This is a genomic window from Hydrogenophaga sp. (assembly GCF_030158645.1).
Classification (GTDB): domain Bacteria; phylum Pseudomonadota; class Gammaproteobacteria; order Burkholderiales; family Burkholderiaceae_C; genus Hydrogenophaga.
The window spans coordinates 56,091-75,525 of the sequence record NZ_JAOASO010000151.1; the positions used below are offsets into that span (position 1 = coordinate 56,091).

General features: G+C 67.5%; 20 protein-coding genes. 12 read left to right on the top strand and 8 right to left on the bottom strand.

The annotated features are described in order from the left end of the window. Positions 1–3 precede the first annotated feature (3 nt). Positions 4–816: a serine protease gene (locus tag Q1W68_RS16295; protein ID WP_300655222.1), complete on the top strand. Its 813-nt coding sequence runs from the start codon at positions 4–6 to the stop codon at positions 814–816. Here the strand turns inward: Q1W68_RS16295 and Q1W68_RS16300 are convergent. Next, entirely contained in the window at positions 813–1,268 is a 456-nt protein-coding gene (locus Q1W68_RS16300) for a hypothetical protein (RefSeq protein WP_300655155.1), read from the bottom strand. The two genes, Q1W68_RS16295 and Q1W68_RS16300, sit on opposite strands and share 4 nt — an antisense overlap. 112 nt (positions 1,269–1,380) lie before the next feature. Here Q1W68_RS16300 and Q1W68_RS16305 point away from each other — a divergent pair, with 112 nt between their 5' ends. The 3 genes from Q1W68_RS16305 (at position 1,381) to Q1W68_RS16315 (ending at position 4,086) form a co-directional block, all read left to right on the top strand. Next, positions 1,381–2,898 (top strand): AMP-binding protein, encoded by a 1,518-nt coding sequence (locus tag Q1W68_RS16305; RefSeq protein WP_300655158.1) that lies wholly within the window; start codon positions 1,381–1,383, stop codon positions 2,896–2,898. Between the two features lie 93 nt (positions 2,899–2,991). Further along, positions 2,992–3,306, top strand: a complete 315-nt coding sequence (locus tag Q1W68_RS16310; protein WP_300655160.1) for a hypothetical protein — start codon at positions 2,992–2,994, stop codon at positions 3,304–3,306. A gap of 57 nt (positions 3,307–3,363) precedes the next feature. Further along, positions 3,364–4,086 carry an aldolase gene (locus tag Q1W68_RS16315; protein ID WP_300655163.1) on the top strand — a complete coding sequence of 241 codons (723 nt, stop codon included), beginning with the start codon at positions 3,364–3,366 and terminating at the stop codon, positions 4,084–4,086. 12 nt (positions 4,087–4,098) lie between these two features. Here Q1W68_RS16315 and Q1W68_RS16320 read toward each other — a convergent pair whose 3' ends face one another. Next, positions 4,099–4,749, bottom strand: a complete 651-nt coding sequence (locus Q1W68_RS16320; RefSeq protein ID WP_300655165.1) for a GntR family transcriptional regulator — start codon at positions 4,747–4,749, stop codon at positions 4,099–4,101. Positions 4,750–4,910: 161 nt separating this feature from the next. On the opposite strand from Q1W68_RS16320, the gene Q1W68_RS16325 reads away from it, so the two are divergent. Continuing rightward, entirely contained in the window at positions 4,911–6,470 is a 1,560-nt protein-coding gene (locus Q1W68_RS16325) for a Rieske 2Fe-2S domain-containing protein (RefSeq protein WP_300660756.1), read from the top strand. A gap of 3 nt (positions 6,471–6,473) precedes the next feature. Next, entirely contained in the window at positions 6,474–7,445 is a 972-nt protein-coding gene (locus Q1W68_RS16330) for a PDR/VanB family oxidoreductase (RefSeq protein WP_300655169.1), read from the top strand. A 14-nt stretch (positions 7,446–7,459) separates the two neighbouring features. On the opposite strand, the gene Q1W68_RS16335 is transcribed toward Q1W68_RS16330, so the two are convergent. Beyond that, entirely contained in the window at positions 7,460–7,930 is a 471-nt protein-coding gene (locus tag Q1W68_RS16335) for a GNAT family N-acetyltransferase (protein WP_300655171.1), read from the bottom strand. A gap of 181 nt (positions 7,931–8,111) precedes the next feature. Between Q1W68_RS16335 and Q1W68_RS16340 the strand changes: the two genes are divergently transcribed. Together Q1W68_RS16340 and Q1W68_RS16345 are read left to right on the top strand one after the other, a co-directional pair. Next, the gene (locus tag Q1W68_RS16340; RefSeq protein WP_300655172.1) at positions 8,112–8,747 is read left to right on the top strand and encodes a histidine phosphatase family protein; all 636 of its coding nucleotides are present in this window, start codon (positions 8,112–8,114) and stop codon (positions 8,745–8,747) included. 123 nt (positions 8,748–8,870) lie between these two features. Further along, the gene (locus Q1W68_RS16345; protein ID WP_300655175.1) at positions 8,871–9,020 is read left to right on the top strand and encodes a DUF3096 domain-containing protein; all 150 of its coding nucleotides are present in this window, start codon (positions 8,871–8,873) and stop codon (positions 9,018–9,020) included. A gap of 17 nt (positions 9,021–9,037) precedes the next feature. Here the strand turns inward: Q1W68_RS16345 and Q1W68_RS16350 are convergent, their stop codons facing one another. Then, positions 9,038–9,901 carry a hypothetical protein gene (locus Q1W68_RS16350; protein WP_300655178.1) on the bottom strand — a complete coding sequence of 288 codons (864 nt, stop codon included), beginning with the start codon at positions 9,899–9,901 and terminating at the stop codon, positions 9,038–9,040. A gap of 218 nt (positions 9,902–10,119) precedes the next feature. Between Q1W68_RS16350 and Q1W68_RS16355 the strand changes: the two genes are divergently transcribed. Together Q1W68_RS16355 and Q1W68_RS16360 are read left to right on the top strand one after the other, a co-directional pair. Next, entirely contained in the window at positions 10,120–10,533 is a 414-nt protein-coding gene (locus Q1W68_RS16355) for a DsrE family protein (RefSeq protein WP_300655180.1), read from the top strand. A gap of 27 nt (positions 10,534–10,560) precedes the next feature. Then, the gene (locus tag Q1W68_RS16360) at positions 10,561–11,724 is read left to right on the top strand and encodes a M20 family metallopeptidase (RefSeq protein ID WP_300655182.1); all 1,164 of its coding nucleotides are present in this window, start codon (positions 10,561–10,563) and stop codon (positions 11,722–11,724) included. A gap of 25 nt (positions 11,725–11,749) precedes the next feature. Here Q1W68_RS16360 and Q1W68_RS16365 read toward each other — a convergent pair whose 3' ends face one another. The 4 genes from Q1W68_RS16365 to glmS form a co-directional block, all read right to left on the bottom strand. Continuing rightward, a complete protein-coding gene (locus Q1W68_RS16365; RefSeq protein WP_300717101.1) occupies positions 11,750–12,964 on the bottom strand; it encodes a glycerate kinase in 1,215 nt (404 codons plus the stop codon). Next, on the bottom strand, positions 12,961–14,310 hold the full coding sequence (locus tag Q1W68_RS16370; protein WP_300655185.1) for an SLC13 family permease: 1,350 nt from the start codon (positions 14,308–14,310) through the stop codon (positions 12,961–12,963). Before Q1W68_RS16370 ends, Q1W68_RS16365 begins: the two co-directional genes overlap by 4 nt. A gap of 284 nt (positions 14,311–14,594) precedes the next feature. Then, the gene (locus Q1W68_RS16375; protein WP_300655187.1) at positions 14,595–15,857 is read right to left on the bottom strand and encodes a glycerophosphodiester phosphodiesterase family protein; all 1,263 of its coding nucleotides are present in this window, start codon (positions 15,855–15,857) and stop codon (positions 14,595–14,597) included. 141 nt (positions 15,858–15,998) lie between these two features. Further along, on the bottom strand, positions 15,999–17,867 hold the full coding sequence (gene glmS / locus Q1W68_RS16380) for a glutamine--fructose-6-phosphate transaminase (isomerizing) (RefSeq protein WP_300717102.1): 1,869 nt from the start codon (positions 17,865–17,867) through the stop codon (positions 15,999–16,001). A gap of 136 nt (positions 17,868–18,003) precedes the next feature. On the opposite strand from glmS, the gene Q1W68_RS16385 reads away from it, so the two are divergent. After that, positions 18,004–18,510: an Lrp/AsnC family transcriptional regulator gene (locus tag Q1W68_RS16385; RefSeq protein WP_300655225.1), complete on the top strand. Its 507-nt coding sequence runs from the start codon at positions 18,004–18,006 to the stop codon at positions 18,508–18,510. A 150-nt stretch (positions 18,511–18,660) separates the two neighbouring features. Continuing rightward, a complete protein-coding gene (locus tag Q1W68_RS16390; protein ID WP_300655191.1) occupies positions 18,661–19,431 on the top strand; it encodes a DUF2726 domain-containing protein in 771 nt (256 codons plus the stop codon). Positions 19,432–19,435 lie beyond the last annotated feature (4 nt).

Sequence of the window (19,435 nt, forward strand, 5' to 3'; positions counted from 1 at the left end):
CCGATGCACGCACCCACCACCGGCAACGCGGTTGGCGAAACCGCCCCGCCCATCACCGCACCGGTGGACCCGCTGTTCCTCGCGGCACCTCGCGTCTCCACCTTCCACGGCAAACAGCCGCTCACCAACGCCAGCGGCTTTTTCTTTGAACGCGATGACCGCCTGTTTCTGGTGACCAGCCGGCACGTGGTGATCGACGAAGACACCCAGCATTTCCCCGACCGGCTGGAAATCGAACTGCACCTGGACGCCACCAACCTCACGCGCTCGACCGGCTTTTCCATGCTGCTCTACAACGAGGGCGAGGCGGTCTGGCGCCAGGGCCGCGACAGCGGCAGCGAAATCGATGTGGCCGTGATCGAACTCGACCGGGCCGCGTTGCCCGACGAGTCCGTGATCCGCGCCTTCAGCCCGGCCCACCTGTCCAACAGCTTCGCCGACGTGCACCCGGGCGAATCGCTGCTGGTGGTGGGCTTCCCGCTGGGTTTCCACGACGCGCTGCACCACCTGCCGGTGCTGCGCCACGCGGTCATCGCCTCACCCTACGGCATCCGCTTCCAGGGGCAAGGCTACTTTCTGACCGACGCCCGCACCCACCGAGGCACCAGCGGTGCGGCCGTGGTGATGCGCGATCCCCACCCGAGCGACGAAACCGCCGCCCTGCCCTGGATCCTGCTGGGCGTTCACTCCGCCCGCATGGACATGGGCGACCGCGATCTGGTGCTTGACGAATCGCTGGGCCTGAACTGCGCCTGGTACGCCGACATCCTGCTCACGCTCACAGCACCGCGCGACACGGACGCGCCGATCACCTAGCGGACGTTGGGTGCGCCGGGCATCGGCTGCATCGGTGGCATCGGCTGTGCCGGTGGCATGGGTGGCATCGGTGTCATCGGGGGCACGGCCGGTACGGTGGTGACCAGCTCGCGGATCACGCCACCGCCTTCCACCGATCCGCTCACGGTGCCCTCGCCGTGCACCATGCGCTCGCAGGTCGCCTTGCTCTCGGGCGGCAGTTCGGTGCATCGTTTCATGGCGTTGTGCATGCGCGACTCGGGTGTGCTGTTCATCATCGGCGTGCGGGTCTTGCTCTGGGCGCGGACCGCGGCGGCCTCGCGCAGGCAGCTCGTGCGTTCGTGCTGCGAATCGCTGCGCAGGCAGGCGGCGCGGTCTTGCTCGTAGGTGGTCTGTGCCCAGGCGCCCGCCGCAGAGAAAGCGCAGGCGGCGACCAAGGTGGTGCGCGCCAGGGAGAGGGTGAGATTTTTCATGGGGATTTCCTTGTGTGGGGCACGTGTGTCTCGCACAGCGCCTTGAGAGTCACCCTACCCGCCCCTGCGTGTAAGGTCTGTGCTCCAGCGCACCCCAGATCCGGAGACCCTGATGAGCCTTGTTCACCTGTTGCTGCGCCACGCGCACCAGAACCCCGACCGCCCCGCCATCTTCAACGGCACCGCCGCCTGGGCCACGCACGGCGCCTGGGCGCAGCGCAGCGCGGGCCTGGCGCATCGCATGGTGGCCGCCGGGCTGCGGCCGGGCGACCGGGTGGTGCTGTTCATGCACAACCACCCGCGCTATCTGGAGATCCTGTGGGCCGCCTGGTGGGCGGGGCTGGTGGTGGTGCCGGTGAATGCCAAGCTGCACCCGCGCGAGGCCGAGTGGATCGTGTCCAACGCGGGCGCGCGCTGGGCGTTCGTCTCGCACGATGTGGCGCCCGAGCCGCTGGCGGGTCTGGAGCGCCAGGTCGGTGTGGCGTCTGCCGAATGCGACGCGCTGCTCGCGCCGGTGGACGATGCGTTTGCCGTGCCGGTGGTCGAGCGCGATGCGCAGGACGTGGCCTGGCTCTTCTACACCAGCGGCACCACCGGCCGTCCCAAGGGCGTGATGCTCACCCACCGCAACCTCATGACCATGGGCCTGACCTATTTCATCGACGTGGACCCGGTGGCCGCGGGAGACGCCATCGTCTACGCCGCGCCCATGTCGCACGGTGCGGGGCTCTACGCCATTCCCCACCTCATGGCCGGAGCGCGCCACGTGGTGCCGGCCTCGGGCGGCGTGGACGCGGCGGAGTTGTTCGCACTCGGTGAGTCGCTCGGGCCCCTGTCCACGTTCGCCGCACCCACCATCGTCAAGCGCCTGGTGGACCACGCCGAGCAGCACGGCATGGGCGCCGAAACCTGCGCGCGCGCCTTCAAGACCATCGTGTACGGCGGCGCGCCCATGTACGCGGCCGACATGGCGCGCGCCTTGCGCGTGATGGGTCCGCGCTTCGTGCAGATTTACGGCCAGGGCGAAACGCCCATGGTGGGCACCGCACTCTCTCGCCAGCACCTGGCCGACACCACGCACCCGCGCTGGGCCGAGCGCATGGCCTCGGTGGGGGTGGCGCAGACGCCGGTGCAGGTGCGCGTGGCCGACGAACAAGGCCGCAGCCTGCCCACGGGTGAGGTGGGCGAGGTGCTCATCCGGGGCGACAGCGTGATGGCGGGCTACTGGATGAACCCGGAGGCTTCTGCCGCTGCGGTGCGCGAGGGCTGGCTGTTCACCGGCGACGTGGGCTGCCTGGACGACGACGGCTTCCTCACCCTCAAGGATCGCAGCAAGGATCTGATCATCAGCGGCGGCTCCAACATCTACCCACGCGAGGTCGAGGAGGTGCTGCTCACCGCGCCCGGCGTGGCCGAAGTGGCGGTGGTGGGCGCGCCCGACACCGAGTGGGGTGAGGTGGTGGTCGCCTTTGTGGTCGCACAAGGCAGCGTGAGCACCGAGCAGCTCGATGCGCACTGCCTGGCGCAGATGGCGCGCTTCAAGCGACCCAAGCGCTACGTGATGGTCGGCGAACTGCCCAAGAACAACTACGGCAAGGTGCTCAAGACGGAGCTGCGAACGCGCCTGTGAGCGCTGGCGGTGGGTGGTGTCCTGGTACAGCTGTCCCACTCCGTTACCGGGAAGGCGTGGAACTCAACGCCAGGGCGGGCATCTATCCCGCCCATGTTCAAGAAATTCTGGTACCTCCGCTCCTTCAACGCAGCCCTGCTCGAACTGGGTATCGAGCCCGCCAACCTGAACCCCGGTTTCCGCGGCGAGGTGCTGGCCCTGGCGACGCGCGACCAGCTCACGCCCAAGGAAGCCGCCCTCGTCGTGCTATCTGCGGTGTACCCGAGTCTGAGCCTCGTGGACCGGCTGGGCAGCATCCACGTGGTGCGCAAGTGGCGCAGCAGCCCGCAGGTCAGTGAAGTCAATTACCAGCGAACGCAGAGCGCGGGGCTGGCCTTCGCGCAGACCCCGGCGTTTCGCAGCCGCTAGCGCACGCCAATGGGTGGTCCCGGCAGAATGCAATGCTCTGCCGCTTTGCAACACCCCATGAACCACGAAGCCGACTTTCACAGCGCACCTTGCCTGCAAGCCCGGGCCGACCTGGCACTGGCCCTGCGGGCCGCCGCCCGCTTCGGCCTGTCCGAAGGCGTCTGCAACCACTTCAGCGTGGAGCTGCCCGACGGCTCCGGCCGCTTTTTGCTCAACCCGCGCGGCCTGCTGTGGAGCGAGGTGCAGGCCGACGACATCGTGATGGTCGACACCGAAGGGGCTGCCCTCGCGGGCCGGCACCCGGTGGAATCCACCGCGATGCACATCCACAGCGGCATCCACCGGCTGGCGCGCCACGCGGTGGTGTTGCACACGCACATGCCGTACGCCACGGCGCTCACGCTCACGCAAGACCGCGCACTGGACACCGCCCTGTCGCAGAACGCGATGCGCTTTCATGGCCGGGTGGCGATCGACCCGGTCTACAACGGCCTGGCGCTTGATCAGCGCGAAGGCGAGCGCATCGCGCGCGCCATGGGCTCGGCCGAGATCGCCTTTCTGGCCAACCACGGTGTGTTGGTGTGCGGCGCACGCATCGACCACGCGTTTGACGATCTCTACTACCTGGAACGGGCCTGCATGGCGCAGGTGCTGGCGCAGTCCACCACCCGTCCGCTGGCGCCCGCCCACGCGGCCACCGCCGCGCGGGTGGCCAGCCAGATGCAGGGCGAGCGCCTGCAATCCGAGTTGTTCTTCGAGGCCTTGCGCCGCACCGTGTGAGGCGCGGCGCCGTCAGGCGGCCAGCCGCGCCAGCAGGTTCTCGCTGGCGCGCTCGGCGTGCTGCAAGGCGAGTTCGCGCGCACGGGCCACCTCACCCGCTTTGATGGCGTCGGCAATGGCCTGGTGCTCGTCCCAGATGGGGCGGCGCAGACCGTGCAGCTGGATCACGCCACCCATCACACGGCGCAAATGCACCCAGTGCATGCGCGAGCTGTCTTCGATGAGCGGGTTGCCACTGGCCTGGTACACGGCGCGGTGGAAGGCCATGTCGGCGTCGATCATGGCGCGCACGTCGTCGCCGGTGGCGATCTCCCGGCCTTTGCGGATCACATCCGGGTCGATCGTTGCCCGGCGTTCGGCCGCCAGGCCCGCGGCCAGTTCGTCCAGCACACCGCGGATCTTGTAAACATGCCCGATGGTCTGCGGCTCCAGCGGTGCGATGAGCACACCGCGCCCGGGCGCGTCCTGGACCAGGCCGTCGGTCTTGAGCTGGCGCAGGGCCTGGATCACGGGGGAGCGCGACACGTCGAGCTGCTCGGCCAGCTCTTCCTGCGTGACGCGGGTGCCCGGGGCCAACGAGCCGTCGCTGATGGCGTCCAGCAGCACCTTGTAGACCTCGTCGACGTAGTTGGTGCGGGAGGGAAGCTTGGCCGTGAACGACATGGGGACCTTCTGTATTTTGGATTCAGAGTACAGCGACAGTCCGAAGGTTAAACCAAGGTCGGGGCATTCCGGGTTGACAGAAGTGGCCATTCCACCTATCTTTGAACTCTGTATTCAGAGTTCAAAGCCATTTCTCACCCCACACCCGACGGAGACACCGCATGACCCAGCCCATGGACAAACACGACAGCCAACGCTCGACCGGCACCGCCGCACCGGTGGAGAAGAAGCTGATTCCCTACGGCGGGTACCACACCAACAAGATCCCGGGCCACGACCCCGAGCTGACCGAGGTGGGGCCGGGCACGCCCACGGGCGAGTACATGCGCAGCTTCTGGCAGCCGGTCTGCATGTCGATGGAGCTCACCGACACGCCGCACTTTTTGATGATCCTGGGCGAGGAACTGGTGGCCTTTCGCGACAAGAGCGGGCGCGTCGGCTTGCTGCACGCGCACTGCGTGCACCGCGGTGCGTCGCTCGAATACGGCTCGATCCAGGAGCGCGGGATCATGTGCTGCTACCACGGCATGGTGTTCGACATCGACGGCACCTGCCTGAAAGTGCCCTTCCCCAAGGGCGAAGAGGCGGACGCCGAGCGCTACGCCTGCTCGATCCGCCAGGGCGCCTACAAGGCCTTCGAGCGCAACGGCCTGGTGTTCGCCTACATGGGCCCGCCCGAGAAAGAGCCGCCCTTCCCCGAGTGGGAAGGCAACTTCACCGTGCTGCCCGGCGACGAACTCGTGCCCTACAGCAACTTCCAGCACTGCAACTGGCTGCAGGTGCAGGACAACGCGGCCGACAACTTCCACACCGCCACGCTGCACTCGGCCAAGAACGTGGTGAACGGCCAGTTTCAGGGCACCACCTTTGACGAGGTCGGCGCACCCTCGATGGAAGTGGCACCCGACATGCAGTTCGTGCCGGTGCAGGGCGGCCGCTCGCTGGCCTGCGCAGGCGCGCGCCGCGTCAGCGACGACCGCCTGTTCATCCGCGTGCAGCACCAGGTGCTGCCCAACCTCAGCCTGCACGCCTACACCTCCGAAGACGGTTCGGCGCAGAAGCACTTCAGCCGCTTCCACATCGTGCGCTGGACGGTGCCGGTGGACGACACCAACAGCAAGATGATCGGCTGGCGCGTCATGGGCCCGGGCATCGACACGCGCGGCGTGGGCGTCAAGGACCTGGTGGGCTACGAGTCGATCGACTTTCTGGAAGGCCAGGTGGCGCTGCGCCGGCCCGAGCGTTTCGGTGAGCACACCATCAACGACCGCCCACAGATCCCGAGCGACCACCGCGCGCGCGCCAACTACAAGCAGGCGCAGTACGCCCCGGGCGACTACGAGGCCATCATCAGCCAGCGACCGATCGCGGTGCATGCGCTGGAGAACCCGACCAAGCTCGACGCCGGCGTCTACATGTTCCGCAAGCTGCTGCGCGACGCGGTGCGCGGCACCAACAAGGCCGCCAGCGCCGAGGGCTTTGCCGAGTGGCTGCGCAACGCCGCCGGCGCGCCGCGCAGTTTCTGTTCGGGCAACGTGCTGGAGATCCCGGTGGGTGCGCGCGTGGAAGACGAGATCGTGCGCCGCCGCCACGTGACCAAGGCGGTGGTGACCATGCTGGCCGAGAGCGAACACCTCCAGGGCGCCGAGCGCGAGCAGTTCGTCAAGACGAAGATGCTGGCGCTCGAAGCCGAGATGAAAGCCAGCGCCTCGGCGGCCTGACCGATGACCGAACCCGATACGCTGCTGGACCTGCAGATCCGCCAGATCCGCCTGGAAGCCACCGGCATCCATTCGTTTGAACTCTGCGCGCCCGACCACGAGCGCCTGCCCGCCTTCACCGCCGGGGCGCACATCGACCTGCACCTGCCCGGTGGCCTGGTGCGCCAGTACTCGTTGTGCAACGACCCGGTCGAGACCCACCGGTATGTGATCGGGGTGCTCAGAGACGTGAACGGGCGCGGTGGCTCGCGCCAGGTGCACGAAACGTTGAAGGTCGGCGATCTGGTGAAGGTGAGCCGACCGCGCAACCAGTTCGAGCTGCAGCCAGCGCAAACGTCGGCCCTGCTGATCGCGGGTGGCATCGGCATCACGCCGCTGAAGTCGATGGCGCACAGCCTGCTGCAGGCCGGCACGCCGTTCGAGTTGCATTACTGTGCGCGCTCCAGCGAGGTGGCGGCGTTCACGGAAGAACTGGTCGACCTCAACCGACGCGCGCCCGGCTCGGCGCGCTGGCATTTCGACCAGGGCGTCGTGGGCGCAGGGCTCGACCTGGCCACCCTGCTGGCGGTGCAACCCGCGGGCACGCACCTGTATTTCTGCGGACCGCCGGGTTTCATGAAGGCCTGTGCGCAGGCCGCAGAACACTGGCAGCCGGGCACCGTGCATTCGGAACACTTCCAGGCGCCCACCCGGGCGGAGCCGCTGGCCCCGACCACCGGCGCCAGCGTGCGGCTGTCGGCATCGGCGCGTGAGTTCGTGCTGCCCGACGGCGGCAACCTGCTGGAGTTGCTCGACCAGCACGGCATTCACGTGCCCACCTCGTGCATGAGCGGACTCTGCGGAACCTGCAAGACCGGTTATGCCGACGGTGAGGTCGAGCACAACGACTTCATCCTGGACGACGACGAGAAGCAACGCTGCCTCACGCTGTGCGTGTCCCGCGTCACGAGCCGCAGCATCACGCTGCACCTGTGAAGTGTGGCGCTGGTTCAGCCCAGCGCCACGATGCCACCGCCGTTGAGCGCCAGGCGCTTGAAGCCCCAGTCGTTGCCCAGCCAGCGGCGCAGGTGCTCCCACAGGTGTTCCGGCAAACCACCCGCCAGCTCGGAACTGCGCACCCAATAAAAGACATCGGCATCCGCACCCGCCTGCGTGGGCGGAAAAATGTAGACACAGCCCAGCACCTGCGAGGCGTCCAGCGCCTCCACCGTGTAGGTGTACGAACCACCGATCTCGAACTCCTTCTGATGCCAGGCGAGATCGATCAGGTCCTGCTCCAGCGACAGCGTCTCGGCCGGCCAGCCGCTGCCCGGGCCGAACAGCTCCCAGATCTCGGCGCGGCTGGTCATGACCGCGTCGAAGTCCTTGACGGCATCGTGGATGGTGAGCGGGCGCAGCCGCAGGCGACCGGTGTCCAGCAGGCGCGGAACGGTGGGTACGGGAATCCAGGGGGTCTTCATGGGCGCGCCTTGGTGGCCAGACAAGCCCGGAAGTTGAGCACAGCCCAGGGACTCCCTGCGGGCGTTGCCGCAAACCCGAGTCCGCCGCTGCAACATCGCCGGAACTTCGCCGCTGGTGGCGATGTCCTCCCACCGCCATCCCGCACGACTTCCCGCCCCGCCATGGGCGCCTGGAGCCTCCATGCTCATCCCCTGCCGATCCCTCCTCACCGCGCTGATGCTCGCCGGCGCCGCGTTCGCCGCACACGGCCAGACCCCCATCGCGGACACCGCGTCGTCTGCGCCCGCAGCCGGTTCGGCCCTGCAAGGCCCGGCCCTGCTCAACGCCCTGCGCGGCGGTGGCTACGTGGTGTATTTCCGGCACACCGCCACGGACTTCTCCCGCGGCGACTCGGCCATGACCTCCTACACCGACTGCGACAACCAGCGCCTGCTGTCGGCCCAGGGCCGCAGTGACGCCACCGCCATCGGGCAACGCATCCGTGCGCTGAAGCTGCCGGTGGGCGAGGCGCTCGCCAGCCCCTACTGCCGCACCATGGACCACGCCCGGCTCATGCTGACCACGGTGACACCGCGCAATGAAATCCGAGAGGCGCAGGGCAACAACTACGCCGGGCTCAAGCAGCTGCTGGCCTCACCGGTCCAGACCGGCACCAACCGCTGGATCGTGGGGCACGGCATCCCGTTTCGTGCGGTGGCGGGCGCCCCCCACCTGGCCGAGGGCGAAGCCGCCGTGATCCGCCCCGACACCACCGGCTGGACCGTGGTGGCCCGCCTCGCGGTGGCCGACTGGCAAGCGTTGGGCGCAGCGCCCTGACGCATGGGCAGGTCTGTATGACGTCGCACAGACACTGACGCGTCGGCACGGGATCATGCAAGGCTCGGGCTGGTGCGCCACAACCTCTGTGGCGCCAGCACGACCCTTCCCAAGAAGATCGCCATGAACCTGAACCTGAGCATCGGCCCCCTGGTGGCCCTCATCGCCGGCATCCTCATCCTGGTGATGCCGCGCATGCTGAACTACATCGTGGCCTTCTACCTGATCATCGTGGGCATCATCGGGCTGTTTGGCCGCCAGCTTGGCCTGTGAGGCGTGCGGCGGGCCGCTCAGTTGAGCGGTCCGGTCGCCGGGAAATCGTAGGTGTCGTCCAGCGCCCTGGCGGCCATGCGGGGCAGCATGCGACCGATGAAGGTTTCGCCCAGCCAGCGGCGCACCAGAGGTGCCGAAGCGTGCGCCTCCATCTCGAAACTCAGGCTGCTGAAGCTGCCGATGCCGTCGTCCACCAGCAGACCGGCGGGCAGCTCCGGTGCAGCGTCGGCGTCGTTCAGCGGCGTGGCGGCTTCGAGCTTCCACGCATTGAAAAAGCGGTCGAAATAACCCACCGTGCCGCGCCGCCAGGCTTCAGCCAGGTACACGTTCCAGGTGTGCTGGTGCTCCACCACAAAACCCCAGGCGAACTCGAACACCCGCTCGGGTGCCTGGTCAAAGACGCCGATCTCCCGCACTTCCTCGCGCGCTGCGTACTCGGCAAACAGCGGGCCGGCGCCACTGGCCTGGCCATCGACGAAACGCGCAATCTCCTGCGCGTCGGCCACAAACAGGGTCTGCTCGATGCGCGGAAATCCGCGCGCGCGCTTGAGCAGGCGCTCGGTCGCGTCCACGGTTTTCTGGGCGTTGATGCAACGGTCACGGAAGGTGCGCCGCCCCTCTTCAGTGGAAATCAGGGCCACGGTTTCATCGAACGCCGCGTCGTCCTGCAGATGCCCCGATTCGCGCATGTGCAGCACGATGTCCAGCATGGAATTGCGCGTGATGTGCTCGATCATGTAGGCCATCTCGCCGCCCTCGTAGTCGGTCATCGACGACTGGATCCATGCCATCAATTCCAGGCCCGACAGGCCTTGTGGTGCGCGCGGCATGTCGTTGAACAAAGCCCGCAGCACCCGCACGGTGTCCAGATCACTCGCCATAAACCCCTCCAGGCCGACGTTCACGCAAAAGGGCGCCGGGCCAGACTGGCCCTTGATACCCGGTACAGTGTCGAGCATAGTTCCGAACCGGTGCGCGGCCCAGTCCGAAGCGTCATCGCACCCCTGCGGCGGACCCCGAGCGTGACGGTTTTGACACGGCTGACGCCAAACGACGAATTCCGGTGCTCCCGCACCTCTGACTTTTCCTGGAGAACCCCATGCACCTCAAATCCCTGCTCGCCGGCCTCACGCTGGCCGTCGCCGCCACCGCCGCCTGCGCTCAAGACGCTGTGGTCTACCACTTCGACAACACCGTGGCGCAAGGCCTCAAGGGCCTGCGCAATGTGCGCAACCACCTCGACACCGACCCCAAGGCGAAGATCACCATCGTGACGCACGCCGAAGGCGTGGACATGCTGATGGAGGGTGCCAAGGCCCCCAACGGCAGCGAGTTCGCACCGCTGGTGTCGGCCCTCAAGAGCCGGGGCGTGGCGTTTGAAATCTGCGAAATCACCTTGAAAAACCGCGATCTGAAGAAAGAGCAGTTCATCCAGGAAGCCGACTACACCCCCTCGGGCGTGGTGCGGATCGCCCAGTTGCAGAAACAGGGCGCGGCGTACATCAAGCCCTGAAGCCGCGCGCTCCAACATCCGCCCCACATGATCCAACCCACCCCGCGCCCATCGGCACACGACCCGGTGGCGCTCACGCAGATGCTGGTGCGCATGGACACCATCCCGCCGGCGGGGGTGGAGTCTCAGTGCATCGACCCGCTGAGCGACCTGCTCAGCGCCGCCGGTTTCAACTGCCGCCACGTCGAGTTCGCGCCGGGCCGCACGACCCTGGTGGCCCGCATCGGTGGCCGCCAGGACAAGGCGCCGCTGTGCTTCACCGGACATGTCGACGTGGTGCCACTGGGTTCTGCGGCGTGGGCGCACGACCCTTTCGGCGCGCAGGTGGTGGATGGCCGTCTGTACGGGCGCGGCGCCAGCGACATGAAATCGGGCGTGGCTGCGTTCACCTCGGCCGCATTGGACATGGCCGATCTTGCCCGTGACGACGCGGGCCTCACCCTGATCATCACGGCCGGTGAAGAGACCGGCTGTGACGGGGCGTTCCACCTCGCGCGCTCACCCGGCGCCCGCGAATGGGTGGGCTCGGCAGGCGCCATGGTGGTGGCCGAACCCACCAGCAACGCACCGGTGCTGGGCCACAAGGGGGCGTTGTGGCTGAAGGCCAGCGCACGTGGCAAAACCGCCCACGGCGCCATGCCGCACCTGGGTGAAAACGCGATCTACACGCTGGCCCGTGCCGCGCTGGCGCTCGAATCGCACGACTTCGGCGTGCAGCCCCATCCGGAAATGGGCATGCCCACCCTGGTGGTCAGCACCGTGAAGGGCGGGATCAACATCAACTCGGTGCCCGACGCCGCCGAGATGACGCTGGACATCCGGAGCGTGGCGGGGCTGGGACACGCGGGCGTGCTCAAGTGCCTGTGTGATCGCCTGGGCGAACGCATCGCGTTCTCCACGCTGCTGGACATTGAAGCGGTTTACACCCCGGGCAGCGATCCGTGGATGCAGCGCGTGCAGGCCCTGGTGGACGCGGCCGGCAACACGCCGGCGTCTCCCGGCATCGTCAGCTACTTCACCGACGCCGCCGCGCTCAGACCGCTGATGGGCATGCCGCCCACGATCATCCTCGGCCCGGGCGAGCCGGGCCAGGCGCACCAGACGGACGAGTACTGCCTGGTCGGCAAGATCCCACAGGCCAAGGCGCTTTACGTCGATCTCATCCGCGACTGGTGCGCGTCCGGCGCCTGAGCCCGCCGGCGCAGGCCGCGGCGGGTCAAACCACCACCGTGGCGTCCGGCGAGCGCACCACCGCTGGCGCCGCGGGCGCGGTGCTCAAACCCATGCCGATCGCTACCATGCGCAGCGCCTGCTCGGTGGCATCGGCCAGCCAGGGACCGGCCTGGCGAAACGCGTCGTCCAGGCTGCAGGGTTCGCGCAGGGTGCTGGTGTAAGCGTCAATGCCGGCCGCGTGGTTGCTGTCGGCACCCGGACCGAGGGCCCCGGCCACGGCGATCACGGGCAGGCCCCGCTGCTTGGCGCGCCGGGCCACCTCGGCCGGCACCTTGCCCCGGGGCGTCTGGTCGTCGAGCTGGCCCTCGGCGGTGAGCACGAGATGGCAACGGTCCATGAGCCGGTCGAGGTCCAGGTACTGCATGACCACCTCGTAACGTGGGTGCAGCCGCCCGCCCAGCAACGCACAAAAGCCGGCGCCCAGACCGCCCGATGCACCGCTGCCTGGTTGCCGACTCACGTCCATGCCGGTGGCCCGGTGCAGGTGACGCGCGAAGTTGTGGAGTGCCACCTCCATCTCGGCCACCTGGGTGGTGGTGGCCCCTTTCTGAGGCCCGTGCACGCGGGCCACGCCGCGCGGACCCAGCAGCTGGTTTTGCCAGTTGACGGCAGCGTCGAGCTGGGTGCGGTGCAGGCGCGCGTCAAGCCCGCTGAGATCGATGTGCGCCAGTTGTAGCAGACCGGCGGCGCCGGGTGCGATGGCATTCCCCCGCGCATCGAGCAAGCGGGCTCCCAGCGCCTGCGCCATGCCGGCGCCACCATCGTTGATGCCCGAATCGCCACAACCCAGCAGGATGCGGCGCGCGCCTGCGTCGAGCGCGGCGCGGATCAGCTCGCCGACACCACGGCTGCAGGTGTGCAAGGGGTTGCGCCGATCGGCCGGCACCCAGCGCAGACCGGCGGCGGCGGCCACCTCGACCACCGCGGTGGTTGGGGTGCCGGGCGCCTCGCCCAGAAACCCGAGCCGCGCCTGCAGCCGCTGGCCCACGGGGCCACTCACGTCCACGGTGCGCAGGCTGCCGCCGGTGGCGTGCACCAGGCCTTCGGTGAAGCCCTCGCCGCCGTCCACCACCGGCGCCTGGATGATGCGGGCGTGTGGCAAGGCGCGGCGGGCGCCGTCTGCCATGTGCTCGGCGGCTTGCCAGGGCAACAGGCTCTCCTTGAAGCCGGAGGGTGCGATGAGCAAGGTGAGTGTCATGGTGGGAAAGGGGGGATCGACGGAAGTGGCAGGGCAGGCCACACCCACAGGCCAAAGCCCATGAGCAGCAGCCAGAGCAGCGGCAACAGACAAGCGCTCAAGCGCAGCAGGTCGGACGGCGCCAGGCCGCTGGCCGGGTGGCGCGCGAACAGCAGCATGGGTTTGGAGCTGACGGCCAGGGTCTGGCAGAAGCCGGTGCCCAGCACCGCCGCCATCACGAGCACCGGCGCCGAGACAGCGCCGCCACCCGGCAAGGCCAGGGCCAGTGGCAACACCAGCACCGGCAGCAACACCGCCACGCGGGCGCTGCGGGAGCCGATCAACACATGCAACAGCAGCGACACCGTGATCACCATCGCCAGCAAACCCACCCCGCCCAGCCTGCGGGCAGGGCCTGCCATGGCCTGTGCCCATGCGCTGGCGGCACCGCTGTCCACCACCGCATCGGCCAGCAGAAGGCCGGTCGCCAGAAAAGCCAGCAGGCGCAGATCGAGCCCGCGCAGCGCCACGCGCACATCCGTTGCGCCCACCCGGGGCCAAGCCACCAGCAGTGCCGCACCCACGGCCACCGGCGCCGGCCCCAGGCCCCACACCGGACCCACGGCCCACAGCAGCACGGTGATGCCCACCACGCCCAGCAGGCGGCGCTGCACCGGGCTCCAAGGCCCGGCATCCCACGTGCCGACCTGCAGCCTGGCATGGCGCTGTGCCGGTTCGGTGAAGAGGCGCAGCAGCACCGCCGTGGCCAGCGCGCACGAGATCACGGCAAACGGCGCGGCCCACACCAGCCAGCCCAGGTAGCTGGGCGCGGGCAGCCCCTGGGCGCGCAAGCTGTCGATGGCGATCAGGTGGGCGCCGGCGCCCAGCAGGGATCCGCCGGCCGACAGCAAGATCGTGGTCGGCAGCAGCAACGCGAGCGCACGCCGCTGGCCGCCCTGAGGCAGGTGGGTCGCGAGGCCGTCGAACAGCGGCAGGCACAAGGCCGCGCGGGCCGACGTGGACGGCAACAGCCACGCGGTGGCCCCCACCAGCACCGTGAGCCGCCAGCACAGCGCCGAAAAGCCAGGCCGACCGCGCAGCGCGAGTGCGGCCACGCGCTGCACCACGCCCTGGGCCTGCAACACCGCGCCGAGCACGCCAGCGCCCGCCATGAGCCACAACAGCTCGCTGCCGGGCAAGGCGATCAACCGTGCGGGCTGCAACACATCCAGCCACAACAACGCCAGCACGGCGGCAGCGGCCACGGGCAGTTCGGGCCAGCGCAGCGGACCCCACGCCAGGGCGGCGGCCAGCACGACGCCCAGCACCGCACCGGACGGGCTGGTCAGCCACAGCGACGCGTTCATGCGGACACCCCGGCGAATGCCGGGCACGGGGTCGGAAAGCGGATCATGCGGGCGCAGCGGCGGGATTGGAATGTGGACACAGGACGGATGTGCCCAGAACCCGCGAACGCGGCCGAGCTTCGTTGCGATTACAACGAGCCGGCCTGCGCGCTATTCCGTCTGCTTTGCGGTGTGGGTGTATTTGTTTGTAAACACCCGTTCCTCAACACACTGTGTCACGCGTCACGCGTCACGCGTCAGGCGCCGTGACCCTGCGCCGGGCCACGGCGGGCGACGCCACCCGGTCAGCGCTGGTTGGCGCAATTGGCGTAGAACGTGGTGGTGGCTGGCCAGTCGGAGAAGACGCCGATCACACCCACGTCGCGGGCGAGCACGTCGAGCACACGCAGCGTGTCGCCCTCGGTCTTGATGGCCGAGTCGAAGGTCTGGTAATAAAAACCGTTGTTGCCATCGGCCAGCAAGCCCGAGCGCTCCAGCGTCCAGGCGATGATGTCCAGGCCGGCCGAGCGGGCTTGGCGCGCGTACTGCGATGGCACGATGCGGCCCGATGCGTCGGCGCTCAGCAGCGCGAAGATGGGGGATGCCACGATGTTGATGCCCTGGCTCTTGTAGTTCACCAGATCGGCCTGGCTGGGCAGATCGGCCACGGTGTTGGCATCGTCCAGGTACACCGCCTGGCGCCCGAATGCGCGCTCGTTGCGCACCCAGTACAGCACGTCGCGCACGTCAAACGACTGCGCCCACACGTGCCTGGGGTTCACACCCGCGCGCTTGTACTCGTCGATCATTTTTTGCGCGTAGGCCTCTTGCGTGAAGCCCTCGAACGGCATGGTCACGCTGGGGCTCTTGAGTTCGGGCGTCATCTTCACACCCAGCTGCTTGAACAGCTCGATGCTCTCCTGGTGCGTCATCAGGGTGCCGCTGGTCGGGCCTGAGTACAGGTCGGTGCGCCAGTTGGCGGTGCCGCCCAGGTACTCGTCCACCGTGCGTGCGCGCGGGTTGAACGCGTCCATCTTGCCGCGCAGGGTCTTGAATTCGGCCAGGGTGATGTCGCTGGTGCGGCATTCGGCGGTGGCCGGTTTGAGCAGGTTGCCATTGGCATCCAGCGTCGCGGGCACGAACGGCTGCGTGCATTTGTCGGCCAATGGTGTGGCCAGGATGTTGGTGGTGGTGTGCAGGTCGTTTTGCGCGTGGCGGCAGACCAGTTCCTTGTCCTTGGTGAAGGTCACGTCGCATTCAACAATGCCGGCGCCCATGCGGGCGGCCGCGACGTACGACTCCATGGTGTGCTCGGGAAACTGCAGGGCCGCACCGCGGTGCCCGATGGAGAAATCCCGTGCTGTGAAATAGCCTTTGCGGGCGCACTGCTGCAGCTGTTGCTTGAGTGGGCTCGGGGCCATGTCGTCCACGAGAAAGAAGGGGCGCTGGCCCAACTGCACATGGTTGGAGCGCTCGACATCGTGGATGGGTTTGTGGTGCCGCGGTGAACCGGCAAGGATGGCGCTGGACAGGCTCAGCAATGCGCAACCGACTATGAAACGTCGCATGGGTACCCCTTGGGTGGATGGAGGAAGGTGAGCGCACCCATGTGGATGCGCTCACGCCATGCTAGGCAGCCTGTGTGGCAGATTCATGGCAACGCCGCCCGCACCCCGGGGCTGGCCCAGCCCGCACCACCCCGGCCCCGGTCACTCCACCGTCACGCTCTTGGCCAGGTTGCGCGGCTTGTCCACGTCGGTGCCTTTGGCCAACGCGGTGTGGTACGCCAGCATCTGCAGCGGCACCACGTGCAGGATGGGCGAGAGCGCACCGTAGTGCTCGGGCATGCGGATCACGTGGATGCCTTCGCTGCTGGTGATGCGGGTGTCGGCATCGGCCAGCACATAGAGCACACCACCGCGCGCACGCACTTCCTGCATGTTGCTCTTGAGCTTTTCCAGCAGGGTGTCGTTGGGTGCCACCGTCACCACCGGCATGGCCGCGGTCACGAGGGCCAGCGGGCCGTGCTTGAGTTCACCGGCCGGGTAGGCCTCGGCGTGGATGTAGCTGATCTCCTTGAGCTTCAAGGCGCCTTCCAGGGCGATGGGGTAGTGCAGGCCACGACCGAGGAACAGCGCGTTGTCCATGCGGGCGAAGTCTTCGGCCCAGCTGATCACCTGCGGCTCCAGCGCCAGCACGGCCTGCAGCGCCACCGGCAGGTGGCGCATGGCCTTGAGGTGGCTCGCTTCGTCTTCGTCGCTCAACTGACCGCGCACCTGCGCCAGCGCCAGCGTGAGCAGGAACAGGCCGGCGAGCTGGGTGGTGAACGCCTTGGTGGAAGCCACGCCGATTTCCACGCCCGCGCGCGTGACGTAGGCCAGTTCGCATTCGCGCACCATGGCGGAGGTGGCCACATTGCAGATGGTCAGCGTGTGCTTCATGCCCAGGCCTTGCGCGTGGCGCAGCGCGGCCAGGGTATCGGCGGTCTCACCGCTCTGGGTGATGGTGACCACCAGGGTGCGCGGGTTGGGCACGCTGGTGCGGTAGCGGTACTCGCTGGCGACTTCCACCTGCGTGGGGATCTTCGCAATGCTTTCCAGCCAGTACTTGGCGGTGCAGCCGCTGTAGTAGCTGGTGCCGCAAGCCAGGATGAGCACGTTGTCGATGTCCTTGAAGATGCGGAAAGCGCCGTCGCCGAAGAGTTCGGGCGTGATGCCTTCCAGGCCTTCGAGCGTGTCACCGATGGCGCGCGGCTGCTCGAAGATTTCCTTCTGCATGTAGTGGCGGTAAGGGCCGAGTTCGGCCGCGCCGCTGTGGGCCTGCACCGTTTTCACCGGGCGCTTCGCGGTGTCCAGCGCGCGGCCCTGGGCATCCAGCACCCAGTAACGGCCGAGTTGCAGGTCCACCAGGTCGCCCTCTTCCAGGTAGACGATCTGGTCGGTCACGCCGGCCAGGGCCATGGCGTCGCTGGCGAGAAAGTGTTCTGCGCCGAGTACGCCATCCACCGTGCCAACGCCCAGCACCAGGGGCGAACCGGCGCGCGCGCCCACCACGCGGTGAGGCTCGTCCTTGTGGAACACGGCCAGGGCATAGGCGCCGTGGAGCTGGACCACCGCAGCCTGCAGCGCCGCGAACACGTCGCCTTCGTAGAGCGAATCGATCAGGTGGGCAATGACCTCGGTGTCGGTCTGGCTCTCGAACACATAGCCTTTGGCCTGCAGCGCCGCGCGCAGTTCGTCGTGGTTTTCAATGATCCCGTTGTGCACCAGCGCCACACGCCCTGCGGTGCCTGCTGCGGCGCCCGGGCCGTGGCTGAAATGGGGGTGGGCGTTGTGCACCACCGGCGCGCCGTGGGTGGCCCAGCGGGTGTGGGCGATGCCGGTGCCGCTGGCAATGCCCTCGGCCTGCACTTGCTGCGCCAGCTCGGCCACGCGCGCCGTGCTGCGGGCGCGCTGCAGGCCGCCGGTGTGCACCGCCACACCGCAAGAGTCGTAGCCACGGTACTCCAGTCGCTGCAATCCTTGAACCAAAACGGGCACGACGTTGCGCCCCGAAACCCCTGCGACGATGCCACACATGCTGCTGCTCCCGAAAATGAATGAACGCCGATGCTAGTGAGAAGCGTCCGAAATAAAAGACCAAAATTTCACGAAACATCAGCAATAATTTCCTTCGTCGCCATTGATGATCAATAATTCCATGCAATCATACAAAATGGAACAAATCGTGATCGATGAAGCCGACCTTCGCCTGCTGGACCTCCTGCAAACGGATGCGTCGTTGAGCAACCAGGCGCTGGCCGAACGGGCGCACCTCTCGCCGCCCACCAGCCTGCGGCGCGTGAAACGCCTGCGCCAGCTCGGGCTGATCGAGCGCGAGGTCGCCTTGCTCAGCGTCGATCGAATGGCGCCCTTGCTGGGCCATGGGCTCACGGCGCTGGTGGAGATCACCCTGGAGCGACAGGGCACCGAACTGCTCGACGCGTTTGAACAACGCGTGCTCCCGGTGGTGCAGGTGCAGCAGTGCTACCGGGTGAGTCCGGGCCCCGACTTTGTGCTGGTGGTGCACTGCACCGACATGCCCGAGTACCTGGCGCTGGCCCAGCGCCTTTTCACCAGCGATGCGAACGTGCGCAACATCAAGGCCTTCTTCAGCCTCAAACGCGCCAAATTCGAACCCCGCATCGCGCTGGCGATCCGCGCACCCGGCGAGCCGCATTGACCACATTCGTACTCAAGAGAGTCGGAAAGTTGATACATACCGCACATTTATGACAGCTCACCCCCCTCCAAGAGTTGACGAACCGTACCTTATGTAACAACCTTCACGGTTCTCTCAACCGATGCAGCGGTTGGGCTCATGGAGGTAAGAATGGACACAACGTGGATCGCCGTGCTGGGAGCACTGGCGTTGTTGGGCTTGTGCGCACTGGGCTACTGGCGCTACCGGGTGGGCCGCGAATCGTCCGGCCGTGATGACCGTTACAGCCCTGAGCGTCTGATGACGCAGGAGCAGGCCCAGATGCTGGACTACCTGCAAGACACCTTCCCAGGCCAGGTCGTGTTGCCCAACATGTCCCTCAAGGGCATGCTGGCCGTGCGCCGCGCGGTCAACCGCAAACGCGCCGAGGAGCGGCTCAGCCAGCAACGGGTGGACTTCGTCGTGTGTGGCGAAGACGGCAAACCCACGTTCGCCTTCGACATCGAACAGCACCCCCTGAGCAACGCCAAGCACAAGGCCCACCTGGTGAAGATGAAGAACCGCATTCTCAAGACCGCTGGTGTGCGTTTTGTCTTCTTGAAAAACGGTCTTCACCGCATGCCCTCACCGGCCGACTTTCGCAAGCAGCTCAACCTGGCCGAGCTGCCCAAACCCAAGGCGAAAGATGAGGTGCGGGACAGCCGCCGCCAGCAACTGGAGAGCCAGTTCTCGGAATTCGATTCACTCAACACCACCAACACGGCCTTCCGGGATTCCGAAGTCATGGGCTTGACCGGGCTGATGGACCTGGACCAGGAAGGGCGGCGCAGCGGCTTCAGCAGCGCCTACAGCAACAGTGGGTTCAACCAGCGTCGCGGTCCCAACAGCAAGGCACCGGGCGAGAGCCGGTTTGATTCGCTGGACGTGCGCGGCGGCCGCTGAACGC